Annotated in this window: 12 protein-coding genes and 1 tRNA gene; 6 read left to right on the top strand and 7 right to left on the bottom strand. The window is 43.1% G+C overall.

Annotated features, from left to right (window positions below):
* The first annotated feature begins 67 nt into the window (after positions 1-67).
* Entirely contained in the window at positions 68-985 is a 918-nt protein-coding gene (gene lysR / locus D9742_RS15305) for a DNA-binding transcriptional regulator LysR (protein WP_130237468.1), read from the top strand.
* A gap of 4 nt (positions 986-989) precedes the next feature.
* Here lysR and ygeA read toward each other — a convergent pair whose 3' ends face one another.
* From ygeA to D9742_RS15275, 5 genes are all read right to left on the bottom strand, one after another.
* Complete coding sequence (gene ygeA, locus D9742_RS15300; RefSeq protein WP_130237467.1) at positions 990-1,682, bottom strand: amino acid racemase; 693 nt, start codon at positions 1,680-1,682, stop codon at positions 990-992.
* A gap of 118 nt (positions 1,683-1,800) precedes the next feature.
* Entirely contained in the window at positions 1,801-3,219 is a 1,419-nt protein-coding gene (araE, locus tag D9742_RS15295) for an arabinose-proton symporter AraE (protein ID WP_000256427.1), read from the bottom strand.
* 314 nt (positions 3,220-3,533) lie between these two features.
* Entirely contained in the window at positions 3,534-4,295 is a 762-nt protein-coding gene (gene kduD, locus D9742_RS15290; protein WP_130237466.1) for a 2-dehydro-3-deoxy-D-gluconate 5-dehydrogenase KduD, read from the bottom strand.
* Between the two features lie 28 nt (positions 4,296-4,323).
* Positions 4,324-5,160, bottom strand: a complete 837-nt coding sequence (gene kduI, locus D9742_RS15285; RefSeq protein WP_130207764.1) for a 5-dehydro-4-deoxy-D-glucuronate isomerase — start codon at positions 5,158-5,160, stop codon at positions 4,324-4,326.
* Positions 5,161-5,438: 278 nt separating this feature from the next.
* Positions 5,439-6,626 carry an acetyl-CoA C-acetyltransferase gene (locus D9742_RS15275; RefSeq protein ID WP_130237465.1) on the bottom strand — a complete coding sequence of 396 codons (1,188 nt, stop codon included), beginning with the start codon at positions 6,624-6,626 and terminating at the stop codon, positions 5,439-5,441.
* 254 nt (positions 6,627-6,880) lie between these two features.
* On the opposite strand from D9742_RS15275, the gene D9742_RS15270 reads away from it, so the two are divergent.
* From D9742_RS15270 to D9742_RS15250, 5 genes are all read left to right on the top strand, one after another.
* Positions 6,881-8,110, top strand: coding sequence for an amino acid permease (locus D9742_RS15270; RefSeq protein ID WP_130237464.1), 1,230 nt, complete (start codon positions 6,881-6,883; stop codon positions 8,108-8,110).
* 460 nt (positions 8,111-8,570) lie between these two features.
* Positions 8,571-9,203, top strand: coding sequence for a helix-turn-helix transcriptional regulator (locus D9742_RS15265; protein ID WP_130237463.1), 633 nt, complete (start codon positions 8,571-8,573; stop codon positions 9,201-9,203).
* A gap of 345 nt (positions 9,204-9,548) precedes the next feature.
* Positions 9,549-10,358 carry a transcriptional regulator gene (locus tag D9742_RS15260; protein WP_130237462.1) on the top strand — a complete coding sequence of 270 codons (810 nt, stop codon included), beginning with the start codon at positions 9,549-9,551 and terminating at the stop codon, positions 10,356-10,358.
* Positions 10,351-10,833 carry a hypothetical protein gene (locus D9742_RS15255; protein WP_130237461.1) on the top strand — a complete coding sequence of 161 codons (483 nt, stop codon included), beginning with the start codon at positions 10,351-10,353 and terminating at the stop codon, positions 10,831-10,833. The genes D9742_RS15260 and D9742_RS15255 overlap by 8 nt, the downstream gene beginning before the upstream one ends.
* 587 nt (positions 10,834-11,420) lie before the next feature.
* Entirely contained in the window at positions 11,421-12,827 is a 1,407-nt protein-coding gene (locus D9742_RS15250) for a winged helix-turn-helix domain-containing protein (protein ID WP_130237460.1), read from the top strand.
* Positions 12,828-12,991: 164 nt separating this feature from the next.
* Here D9742_RS15250 and D9742_RS15245 read toward each other — a convergent pair.
* Both D9742_RS15245 and actS read right to left on the bottom strand, forming a co-directional pair.
* Positions 12,992-13,065: transfer RNA gene (locus D9742_RS15245), tRNA-Gly, on the bottom strand.
* 78 nt (positions 13,066-13,143) lie between these two features.
* A complete protein-coding gene (gene actS / locus D9742_RS15240) occupies positions 13,144-13,902 on the bottom strand; it encodes an amidase activator ActS (RefSeq protein ID WP_130237459.1) in 759 nt (252 codons plus the stop codon).
* Between the last annotated feature and the right edge of the window lie 168 nt (positions 13,903-14,070).

The following is a 14,070-nucleotide window of genomic DNA, read 5'->3' as shown; positions in this document are numbered from 1 at the left end:
AAAAATATCGATTTATGCCGACTCTATGCAAAAATGATATGGATTACCGGATTACGAGAGAGCGCCAATGGCCGCCGTTAACTTACGTCATATTGAAATTTTTCATGCGGTTATGACCGCCGGCAGCCTGACTGAGGCGGCACAACTGCTGCATACTTCACAGCCAACCGTCAGCCGCGAACTGGCACGCTTTGAAAAGGTGATCGGACTGAAACTGTTTGAACGCGTACGCGGTCGATTACACCCAACAGTTCAAGGGCTGCGTTTATTTGAAGAGGTGCAGCGCTCCTGGTACGGGCTGGATCGCATCGTCAGTGCCGCCGAAAGTCTGCGCGAGTTTCGCCAGGGCGAACTGTCTATTGCCTGCCTGCCGGTCTTTTCGCAGTCTTTTTTGCCGCCGCTGCTGCAACCCTTTCTGGCCCGTTATCCTGAAGTCAGCTTAAACATTGTGCCGCAGGAATCGCCGCTACTTGAAGAGTGGCTTTCGGCCCAGCGTCATGATTTAGGACTCACCGAAACGCTGCATACACCTGCGGGTACGGAACGCACCGAATTACTGTCTTTAGATGAAGTGTGTGTTTTACCGCCGGGTCATCCGCTGGCGGTAAAAAAGGTATTAACGCCGGAAGATTTTCAGGGTGAGAACTACATCAGCCTTTCCCGTACTGACAGCTATCGCCAGTTGCTGGATCAATTGTTTACTGAGAATCAGATTAAACGACGCATGATAGTAGAAACCCACAGCGCCGCGTCAGTCTGCGCAATGGTACGGGCGGGGGCGGGAGTTTCGGTGGTTAACCCGCTCACCGCTCTGGATTATGCGGCAAGCGGATTAGTGGTTCGGCGATTCAGTATTGCGGTTCCCTTCACCGTCAGCCTGATTCGCCCTCTGCATCGTCCGTCATCAGCACTAGTGCAGGCATTCAGCGAGCATTTACAGACCGGTTTACCAAAACTGGTTGCCGCTCTTGAGGCTATTTTGTAGCGAATTACGACAGCATAAAAGCGACAGCATCCTCGGCATGAATAGCCGCAGTATCAAACACAGGCAGAACACTGCGCTCTTCTGGCACCAGTAAACCAATTTCCGTACAGCCAAAAATGACGCCCTGCGCGCCCTGCTCTGCGAGGCGAGCAATCACTTGCGCATAATAAGCGCGTGATGTTTCGCTAAATTGCCCAAGACACAGTTCTTCAAAAATAATCTGATTAATTTTCGCCCGTTCATCCGCTTCAGGGATCAAACAGTCGATGGCAAATTGCTCCGCCAGTCGCCCACGATAAAAATCCTGTTCCATGGTGTAGCGCGTCCCCAGCAGCGCCACGCGAGTCATTCCGGCACGGGTAATTGCACGTCCGGTAGCATCCGCAATATGTAAGAAAGGCAGTGAACAACGGGATTCGATAGTATCCGCCACTTTGTGCATCGTATTAGTACATAACACAATGCCTTCAGCCCCCGCCCGCTGTAAGCCAAGCGCCGCCTCAGCTAAAATGTCCCCGGTTTTGTCCCATTCCCCGCGACGCTGGCACTCTTCTATTTCATGAAAATCGACGCTATGTAGCAGCACTTGCGCAGAGTGAAGCCTACCAAGTCGCTGTTTAATGCCTTCATTTATCAGACGATAGTAAGGAATAGTGGATTCCCAGCTCATCCCACCCAGCAGACCAATTGTTTTCATTCCTTTCTCCTGACTTGTGAGTTAGTGCAGCAAGGCTGAATAAGGAACTCAACGGCCTGGCGCCCGATCTCTATTAGCGAAAAAAAGGCCGGATGTACAGCACATCCGGCCTGTGAAATCAGACGCCGATATTTCTCAATTTTTCGCCTGACATCAGTTTGCGTTCGATATGCTCCAGCGTGACATTCTTGGTTTCCGGAATGAGCCAGAAGGTAATACCCACAAACGCAATATTCAGCGCGGTGTAGAGCCAGAACGTACCGGCAGCACCAATGCTATCGAGCAGTGTCAGGAAGGTCGCGCCGATAATCATGTTCGACACCCAGTTCGTGGTGGTCGAACAGGTAATACCAAAATCGCGGCATTTCAGCGGTTGAATTTCAGAGCACAGGATCCACACTACTGGCGCAGCACTCATTGCATAACCGGCAATACACATCATCGTCATGCCAACAGAGAGCCAGGACAAGCCGCTGGAAGCCGTACCGTTATCAAACTGCATCAGGCAATAGCCCAACACCAGGGTCCCCAACGCCATCACGCTGAAACCAATTTTCAGAGCCGGTTTACGCCCGGCTTTATCTACCGTAAACACCGCAATAAAAGTGGCAAACATAAAAGTCAGCCCTACGACCAGAGTCGCAATCATCTGCTGTTCAGTCGTCGTAAAGCCCGCCATTTTGAAGATACGCGGCGCGTAATACATGATGATGTTCATACCGGTAAATTGTTGCATCGCCTGCAACAACATACCGAGGAACACCGCACGACGTACGTTACGGTTGATTTTAAACAGCGCCCAACCACCTTGTTTTAATTTCAGGCTTTCACGAATTTCGTTCAGTTCTTCTCGCGCTTTTTCTGATGTATCGCGCAGCATACGCAACACTTCTTCCGCCTCGATATGACGCCCTTTCTCCGCCAGCCAGCGCGGGCTATTTGGCAGGAAAACGACCAGAATAATCAACAGGACTGCCGGTAGGGCTAGAACACCTAACATTGCACGCCAGTTGCCGCTATAGCTGAATGCCGTGTCGGATAAAAACGCCAGCACGATGCCCAGTGTGACCATCAACTGATACATACTGATCATCTTGCCACGTACGTTTTCACTCGCCATTTCAGAGAGGTACAGTGGAGCGGTATAAGAGGCAATCCCCACGGCAATCCCAAGCACCACACGAGCGGCAATTAACATCTCTACGCTGGTCGCAAAAGCTGACCCTATCGAACCGAGTACAAACAGGATAGCCCCTGCCATCAGACTGTATTTACGCCCCAGACGGAACGACAGCCAACCATTAAACAGCGCACCAATTGCCGCGCCGAGCATCATGCTACTGACCACCCATTCCTGCAATCGACTGGTTAGCACAAAGTGATCGGTAATGAACGGCAACGCTCCGGCGATAACCCCGATATCAAGACCAAATAACAATCCTGCGACCGCAGCAGCTACCGAAACAAACATATTCATACGACGCGTATCTCGCAGAGGACGCGGCGTTAAAGCAGATTCCGTATTGATAGTAACCATTTTTTCCTGCCAGCAGAGAATAAGACATAGTGAAAAAATACGTGAACAACTCATACAGGTGTCAGGTCGGAATTAGCATAAATATGGATTAAACTGCTACTACATGCGGTTATGTGATGGACATTCCAATTTTCAAATTAAGTAAAATTATTGACGTTATTATTAACTACATAATTTTAAAGTAGATAAAACTCATAAAATTTATTAATTGATAATTGATATGGATTATTTCATAACAGAGATATGGATTATGATGATCTGCAGGTATAAAAAACCCTGCCATATGGCAGGGTAATAAAAATGAAATGAATAACTTAACGCGCCAGCCAGCCGCCATCTACGGCGATGGTATAACCATTCACATAGTCTGAAGCACTGGAGGCAAGGAACACCACTGGCCCCATTAGATCGCTTGGCAATCCCCAACGCCCTGCCGGGATACGGTCAAGAATTTCCGCACTACGCTGTTCATCAGCCCGCAGTTGTTGGGTATTGTTGGTCGCCATATAGCCCGGAGCAATCGCATTAACGTTGATGTTATGTTTTGCCCATTCGTTCGCCATCAGGCGAGTCACGCCCATCACGCCGCTTTTTGATGCGGTATACGAAGGTACGCGAATCCCGCCCTGAAATGAGAGCATCGACGCGATATTGATAATCTTGCCGCCGTTGCCCTGTGCGATGAAATGTTTCGCCGCCGCCTGAGACATGAAGAACACACTTTTGATGTTCAGATTCATCACATCGTCCCAGTCTTTTTCACTGAAATCGAGAGCATCTTCACGGCGAATCAATCCGGCGTTATTCACCAGGATATCAATATGGCCGAACTCTGCTACCGCACGATCCAGCAGTGCAGGAATGCCATCAATCTGACGCAGATCGGCGGTCAGGCTTAGAAAACGACGGCCCAGCGCCGTGACCTGTTCAATAGTTTCGGTCGGTTCAACGATATTAATACCGACGATATCACAGCCCGCTTGCGCTAGTCCCAGCGCCATCCCCTGCCCCAGCCCAGTGTCACAACCGGTGACTACCGCGACTTTACCTTCGAGAGAAAATGCTTTTAAAATCATAATAATACCTTATTCATTTTGCCCGCAATTAGCGCAGATCTTTAACGGCAACGTGGTCCATATCATCGAAGACCTGGTTTTCACCGACCATGCCCCAGATAAAGGTATAAGCTTTGGTCCCTACGCCGGAATGGATAGACCAACTCGGGGAAATTACTGCCTGCTCGTTATGCATCACAATGTGACGCGTTTCTTGCGGTTGCCCCATCATGTGGAAAACGCAGGCGTCATCATCCATGTTGAAATAGAAGTAAACTTCCATCCGACGCTCGTGAGTGTGGCACGGCATGGTATTCCACAGGTTTCCCGGAGCCAGTTCCGTCAGCCCCATGCTCAACTGGCAGGTTTCCAGCACATCTGGCACAAAATATTTGTTAATTGTGCGACGGTTACTGGTGATGTTATCGCCCAGCGTAACCGGAGCGACTTCAGCAGGGGTCACTTTTTTAGTGGGATACGTCGTATGGGCAGGTGCGCAGTTGTAATAAAACTTCGCCGGAGTGGCACTATCAATGCTGGCAAAGACCACTTCTTTTGCACCTTTGCCAACATAGAGAGCGTCGCGGTGACCGATTTCGTAACATTGACCATCGACGGTAATCGTACCAGCGCCGCCAATATTAATTACGCCCAGCTCGCGACGCTCCAGGAAGTAGCTCACGCCCAGTTGTTTTCCAACTTCCCCGCCAACGGAAACCGTTTTTGCTACCGGCATAATGCCGCCAACAATAATGCGGTCAATGTGGCTGTAAACCATCGTGTACTCATCCGCGACGAATACCTTTTCAACCAAAAATTCATTACGCAGCCCCTGGGTATCCAGCGTTTTTGCATGCGCACTGTGGATGCTCTGTCTTACGTCCACATCAACCTCCGATAATCATTGAACTGTAAAATCACAACGATTGTGAAACATCGTTTCGTTTTATTCTTTAAAGGATGATATGCCTGCATAATGCGCTTTTCAATCAAAAATAAAACATTGTTTCATTTTTTAGCAAGGGATTGAGAAAAGTGTCGCGTCGATCACGAATAAGTCAGGTGAAGGAAAAACTCAGAGTCTATAGGGTATGTGTACAGATGTGCCAACCATCATCATGAAATGGTTTGATGGCGGCAGATGTTTAACGGATAGAAAGGAATTTAGATCTGGTCGTCACGTTCGATAGTTAACGCCACGCCCTGGCCGCCACCAATACAAAGTGTAGCCAGTCCTTTACGCGCGTTGCGTTTTACCATTTCATGGACCAAAGAAACCAGAATGCGGCAACCGGATGCGCCAATCGGGTGACCCAACGCAATTGCGCCACCATTAACATTGACCCGACGTTCATCCCATTCGAGCATTTTGCCAACGGAAAGCGCCTGCGCGGCAAACGCTTCATTAGCCTCAATAAGATCGACATCAGAAAGCTGCCAGCCCACACGCTCAAGGCAACGGCGAGTCGCATATACCGGAGCAATACCCATCAGCGCAGGATCGACACCAACACTGGCAAAGGCGCGAATACGTGCCAGCACGGGTAGATTCAACGCTCGGGCTTTGGCTTCGCTCATCATCATTACTGCAGCAGCACCATCATTAATCGATGAAGCATTACCTGCAGTAACAGAACCGTGACTATCAAATGACGGATTTAAGCTAGCCAGCCCTTCTGCACTGGCATCCGTACGCGGCTGTTCATCGGTATCAACAACCAGTAGCTGCCCATTGTTTTGCGTTCTCACCGGGACAATCTCATCTTTGAATCGTCCAGCATCAATGGCCGCCCGCGCTTTTTGTTGTGAACTAAGTGCATAGGCATCTTGTAATTGACGGCTGATACCATATTCACGCGCCAGATTTTCGGCAGTGACACCAATATGGTAATCATTGAACGCGTCCCATAAGCCATCATGCACCAGACTATCAACCAGTTGGCTATCGCCAAGCTGTGCCCCGGTACGACTATCAGTCAATACATGTGGTGCACGACTCATGTTTTCCTGACCACCGGCGATGACAATATCAGCCTCGCCACACTGGATCGCTTGCGTGGCAAGATGCAGTGCTTTTAGCCCGGAACCACAAACATCATTAATCGTTATGGCCGAAACACTGTTGGGTAGACCACCTTTAATGGCCGATTGCCGTGCTGGATTCTGCCCAGCTCCTGCGGTCAGAACCTGCCCCAGAATCACTTCATCCACCGCATGTGCAGCAACGCCAGTGCGTTCTAATAACGCTTTCACGACCAGGCTACCAAGTTCCACAGCAGAATGACCAGCCAACGCTCCACGATAGCAGCCGATAGGTGTTCGTAACGCACCGACAATCACAACGTCTTTCATCACAACCTCGCACAGATTAACAGCGCAATAGTAAATGATTGTTAATGAAAATTATTTTAAATGTTTAAAAATGGTGATTTTTATCACAAAGGAAATTCACCGGAATGAGGGATGGATACCCAACTGGCACGCAAGGTTTGCATCTACTAACCCATGAATCCATGAGGCGATATAGCGTTAATCTCCCATTTCTGACCTGGTTTATGGTAAATTGCCCTCCATTTTTCTTAATTTGTAGATGATACGTTCAAATAATGTCTAAAATTTGGTCAAAAGAAGAAACTCTCTGGAGCTTCGCTCTGTACGGCACAGCCGTTGGTGCAGGCACGCTCTTTCTCCCTATTCAGCTAGGTTCAGCGGGAGCGGTAGTCCTGTTTATTACAGCACTGGTCGCATGGCCTTTAACATATTGGCCACATAAGGCCCTGTGCCAGTTCATCCTTTCTTCAAAAACATCGGCAGGCGAAGGGATTACTGGCGCGGTAACTCATTACTATGGCAAGAAGATCGGCAATCTGATTACCACTCTTTACTTCATTGCTTTTTTTGTCGTCGTGTTGATATATGCAGTGGCAATAACCAATTCGCTGACAGAACAGCTGGCAAAGCATATGGTAATCGACCTGCGCATTCGTATGCTGGTGAGTCTGGGTGTTGTGTTAATTCTGAATTTCATTTTTCTAATGGGTCGCCATGCCACAATTCGGGTAATGGGATTTTTGGTATTTCCACTGATTGCCTATTTCTTATTTCTTTCTTTCTATCTCGTCGGTAGCTGGCAGCCAGCCCTATTAACTACCCAGGTAGAGTTCAATCAGAACACCCTTCACCAGATATGGATATCGATTCCCGTGATGGTTTTCGCCTTTAGCCATACGCCCATTATTTCTACGTTTGCTATTGATAGACGTGAGAAATATGGCGAACACGCTATGGATAAATGCAAAAAAATTATGAAAGTCGCTTATCTCATCATCTGTGTGAGTGTGCTTTTCTTCGTCTTTAGCTGCCTGTTATCAATACCACCTTCTTATATTGAAACAGCTAAAGAGGAGGGAGTTACCATTTTATCGGCACTTTCTATGCTGCCAAATGCCCCTGCATGGTTGTCGATATCTGGAATTATTGTCGCGGTTGTAGCAATGTCCAAATCGTTTTTAGGTACCTACTTTGGTGTTATTGAAGGAGCAACGGAATTAGTCAAAACAACGCTACAGCAGGCAGGCGTAAAAAAAAGCCGTGCCTTTAACCGCGCGCTGTCAATTATGTTAGTATCGCTGATTACTTTCATCGTTTGCTGCATCAACCCTAATGCAATTTCGATGATTTACGCGATCAGTGGTCCACTTATTGCCATGATTCTTTTTATCATGCCAACGCTGTCAACATATCTCATCCCGGTACTTAAGCCCTGGCGTTCTATCGGAAATCTTATTACGTTGATCGTCGGTATCCTGTGCGTATCGGTAATGTTCTTTAGCTAATCACTGATGTGAATGGTTCAAAATAGCCACTGTTTTGAACCATTCCAGTTCTTACAATGCATATCTTGCATTGTTCACCCTCGCCAAACGCTCCATAACTTAAACAAGCATTATCAAGCTGTTATCCTAAATAAAAATCTGAACATCTTAATTAAGACTATTTAAGATGCATCTCTTAGATTTACAAGATATCTTCTGGTCATTCGAAAACAATTTGCAGTATAGATATTCTTAATACATTAGGCACTTGTCTGATTTGCAATAAGGTCAATATGATTAACTGAGTGAAATCCAATCATATTTAAAGCTTAATGATGCGCGATAAAATATACCATTAAGAATAATGACAAATACGGATTAAACACAATTTTTCATAAAAAGCTTACTAAATCAGAGTGTATTGACATCATCAATAACCAATGAAATTATGCAATTATCTATGAATAGGGAGGTTATTAACATGAGGCTTTGTAGTCGCTATAAAAGTCTTACATGCAATAGTTGCTCAATGCATTGCCAAATAATGCCAGAAAAATCACCACGTTTGCAGTATTGTGCAAATGCCTGTTTTTGTATGTGGCCCGAAGAGAGTTCGTATTTTAATCGTGGCGTGGTTGAAGGTATATTAAGTAAAAACCACAATGCTCGATTAAGCGGATATATTTTTGTAGATTTTTCAGTAAGTTTTTTACGTCTTTTTTTAGAAAGTGACTGGATCGACTATCTTACGAGTACTGAGATGGGAATTGTGCTAGTAAGCGACCGAAATATGCAATCTCTTGCTAATTACTGGAGAAAACACAACTCTGCGATATCAGCCATTATATATAATGACGATGGACTGGATGTTGCCAACGAAAAGATCAGGCAACTATTCATTGGTCGTTATTTGTCATTTACAAGAGGCAATACGTTAACTCAAATGGAATTCACCATTATGGGACATATGGTTTCTGGTTATAATCCATATCAGATTGCAGAGGTTCTTGATATGGATATCCGTAGCATCTACGCCTACAAGCAAAGAATTGAAAAAAGAATGGGCGGTAAAATAAACGAATTGTTTATCCGCTCACATTCCGTTCAGCACTGAAACGTAACTATCGATAATAATAAGCATTGTATATACGGGCACTTATAAAGATGCCCGTATTTTATCACACGAACTTTTAACTCAGTTTATTAGAGTGCTTATTTAATTATGTCATCTTTGCATACTACCGCAAAAATGAAGAGATATTGCGATAGAAAAAGGTATAAAAACAACTGTTAAGAGTGTTAAATTTGTTAACCCGCATGGAATTTTAAGTTGCATTGATATGTTATAATTATAGTTTGCATGATAAATATAAAATTAATATATATTTATTTCATGAATACTAATATACTTATCAAACTATATAATTTCAATTTGCTTAATTTTGTGTTTCATTGACGTATGTACTGGATTATTAACGATAATATTGAGTTCTGGCCAGAGCACAGAAAATTAATTTCGGTACATGACGCCGAGCTTAACGCCGTTCTGACAACGCCGGCAAGCAGGTGCTTATCGCTGCTACTCGAAGCCTTTCCTGATGTGGTTGCACAACAAGATTTTTTCTCTAAAGTCTGGGAAGAAGAAGGCATGCGAGTACCGGTCAATACGTTATATCAAAATATATCGATTATCAGACGCGGGTTTCGCACGGTTGGTGAAACCAACCATTCGCTTATTGCAACCGTGCCGAGAAAAGGGTTTAAGCTCAGTAATGATATAAAAATAGAAAATCATGTAATAATCCCTTCTGCAGATGCTCAAAAGACCATATCTCCCCAATGCTTGAACGTGAAAGATGAGTTTAAAGAGACAAGTGCTCATCCTTATAATTACCGCAGAAATATAGTCAGGCTATTTAAAAATTATTTCCCCATGCTAAGTGCATTTGCTGTAGGTTTGCTTACCGCATTTTTCCTCTGGCACAATAGTCAGCCCAAATCATTCTTTAAAGATTACAAAACCGTTGCACAAATAAATGGTTGTCATTTCAATGTTACAGAAGATAGCATTGATGGCTTGAAAGATCTCGATAAATATAAGAATCGTATATTAGGTTCTGGAATTGATTGTAAAAAGTATCCCTGGCTATATTTTCCTCTCGATAAGTCGTCTCCTGGATTGATTGTTATGGCATGCAAAAAAAAGTATAGTAATAACACAGTTGCAGACTGTTTAACTCTATCGTATCGTGGAGTTAACCATGATTAGTTATAAAAAAATGCTGTTTATTATTTTATGCTTTATCAGTGGCTTCATTTTTTTTATTGCCTATCATTATTCAAAAGAACAAATAGTATACAATGAGAAATGCACGGCCAATTGGGTTATTTTTAATGACCAGGGAAGGGCTAATCTCACGATTGACTTTATGTATAATAAAAATAAAAAGACAGGAACTGTTGCACTCAGTGGCACCTGGAAACAAAACACTAACACTTATAAATCATTTCGCCGAGATATTGAGTACACATGGATTGAAAATTATGACACTTTGCATCTTACCTCTACTAAAATAAATAAGTTTGATATTATTGATCAAATTTCAGATGCTAATCTGGCACAACTCCTACCTGATTTTTATATATTCCCTGGAAAAATGATAAGCTATAATGTTCAAAAACAGAACAATCATGATTTTCTTTTAAGCATTGGCAATAGAGCAATTATGTATTGTGCAAGGTAAAAAACAACTTGATGTTGCATCTATAATTAAAAGCCAAAATAACAAATGTAATATTTCTGGCGCTAAAAAATAACCTTTATTTATTTTGATATCTGACAGTTCATACGGCAATCCCCTCACCCATTCAATTTACATCCATCATTAATAACACCTTCCACACTCCACTATGCAGATAATGGTGTAAAAATAACTTATGTTTCACACAGAGATATTTTATAGAGCAAACGAACACAATAGTTACCAATAAATAAAATAACTATTGAAATAATCCTTGCACATCAGATTGCCATTCGACATAAACCATTCCTCATAGCATATCATTTTATCTTAAATGAATAATTACATTAAATTAAGAAATGTAATTATCATAACTTTATCAATACTTTTCAATAAGTTATGCGCTTACATGATTAACCAGCATTAAATAAGAATATTTCAGATTACAATCACATCAGGCTAATATAAATTAACTTAAACAATCATGATGAATTTCGTAAATAGAAACATTAAATTAAACATATGAATATCAGTTATATCTGTTACTCATGCAGGATGTAAAAAACCACAAACTTAATAGAGGTGAGCTAATGGATTTAGAAAATAAGTTCTCATATCATTTCCCTGATGGAATCATACTCACAGAAGATGGCATTCTTACAAAAGGGAATGAGGAATTTTACATCCCACCGAAAGAACTCGGTGTATTACTTGTATTGCTTGAATCAGCGGGAAATGTTGTATCCAAAGATACGATCATCGAATCAGTATGGAAAAATGTGATTGTAAGTGATGAGTCCCTTACACGATGCATCTATTCTTTAAGATGTATTTTTGAAAGAATTGGCTACAACCGTTGCATTGAAACCATATATAGAAAAGGTTATCGATTCAGTGGACAAGTATTCAAGATAAAAGAAAATCAAGATAATGATGTGGGTAGCACTATTGCTTTATTTCCATTTGCAATATCTCACAGCAATCAGGATCCATTAGCACTTAACCAGGAACTGGTACAACTCATCTCAAATAAAAGAACTGATGACCTCTATATATATCCAATGGCTGCAACCCAGTATTGCATAGATAATAAATCTCAGACAGCCTTCCTTGCCAGATTCAAACCCGATTTTTTTGTAACAGGAAGAATCAGCCAATATAATGCTGCAAACAGTTTATATATTGAAGTAATCGATGCAAAAAGTTATTATCTTATTGCCAGCACACATCTTCAAGCGGATGACATACAAAAAATCTCACACTTTATAATTAGTAACTTATATCTGGCAATGAAGAAACCTAAAGCAGAACCAGGGTTTATGGCCCGACACATACCTTCTGATGAAAGTATTTTATCAGCAGAAATGTCTGCCGGAAAAAATGAATTGAATAAATTCACGCCTGAAAGCATTGCCAATGCAATCACTATATTTGAAAGTGTTAAAAATAAATCTAATGCTCAGGCAATAACCAATGAATGCTATTGCCTGTTGGCTGAATGCCATATGTCTATGGCTCTTCATGGGCTATATGAACTTAAACATGCAACTCAAAAAGCATTGGCCTTTATAGATAAGGTATCTGACAAAAATATTTTTGATGGAAATATTTTAGGAATTATGGGTCTGATAACCGGTCTTTCCGGACAAACGACTGCATCACGCATTTTTTTTGACCATGCCCAGACACAAGTATTAGATGTAGCCTCCTTATATTACTACAAGACACTGGTAAACATATATAACGAAAGAATTGAAGATGCTATCGCCTGTATAGACCAGTCACTGCTACTTGAACCCAAAAGACATAAATCCGCCATAATAAAAAAATGCATTGATGTATATGTTTCTACAATACAAAATGAAAGAAACGCATTCTCTTATCACGTAACTGAGAAAGAAGATCATTTAGTTATTATCAATAACATTCAAAAACTGAAGCAATTGACAAAAATTAACAACATTATTGATTTTAATTCTCAATATGAGGTTGCTTGAGCTGTAATAAACATCATAAAAAGAATAACGCTCTATATTTTGAGCTATACACTCTATTTTTGTTGGGGATGTTGGATTTATCTACATCTTACGTGAATGTATCAACAATAACGGAAGAATTTGATGACTACGGAAAAAACAGAGAAAGAGAAAAATTAAGAAGCTGGAGCGGGCGAAGGGAATCGAACCCTCGTATAGAGCTTGGGAAGCTCTCGTTCTACCATTGAACTACGCCCGCTTCGAGATGCGTAAGGCATTATAAACCTTACGCTCTCCTTAGCAAGTGCCTTGCTACTGACTGCTGATTAATTCGCCATCAGCACTTTGGCTTGCTGCCCTGTGGCGGCAAGTAGCGCAAAGGATCTATTGCCGTAGCACGGTAGCGAATCTGGAAATGTAGTCGCACTGATTCCGCATCTGTACTCCCCATAGTCGCTATCTTTTGCCCGGCTTTAACACTTTGCCCATTGTTCACCAGCATTGTGTCGTTATGGGCATAAGCAGTAATGTAATCTTCACTGTGTTTAATCATGATGAGATTACCGTAGCCACGTAGCTGATTACCCACATATACCACTTTACCGGCACCTGCAGCGTATATTGGCGTCCCGCGCGCCGCCGCAATATCAATCCCTTTATTGCCGCCATCTGCCATTGAGTAAGGCATAATAACCTTTCCGCTCGTTGGCCATAGCCAGCAACGTTGCCCAACCGGCGGCCATGAAGATTTCGAAACGGCCGAAGACGGTGTCACTGACGCTGTTTTTGTCGTCGATTTGCCGGTGGATTTACGCGTGCCGTTACTACTTTTTTTCGCCCCACCAAGTTTCAACTTTTGACCGATTTCTATGGTATAGGGGGGTGAAATGTCGTTGAGTCGGGCTAGCTCTTTTACGCTGGTTCCCGTGGTGCGTGAAATACGATAAAGCGTATCCCCCCGTTTCACGGTGTAAACGGAGCCAGAATACGTCCCTGTATCTGATGATTTGTTACCCGAACAGCCAGCCAGAAGCAGCCCTACCGATAACAGCATCACGATACCCAGAGTTTTTTTATTCAGGCGTCCTGCGCTCAAAATCTTTCCTCGCTAAAAAACAAGACGCTATATCATAGCAGCCCCCTGTCAGATCCCCAATCCATTGCGTGGAAACAGGTATGTACGAATCAATAACTGCTAAAAAATCTATTCGCACCGTTAGCAAACCATGACGAAATCTGAACCATCCTGACTGACCTCTAATAC

The sequence above is a fragment of the Escherichia sp. E1V33 genome (assembly GCF_004211955.1).
GTDB lineage: Bacteria > Pseudomonadota > Gammaproteobacteria > Enterobacterales > Enterobacteriaceae > Escherichia.
This window is presented reverse-complemented; position numbering and strand designations above follow the sequence as displayed.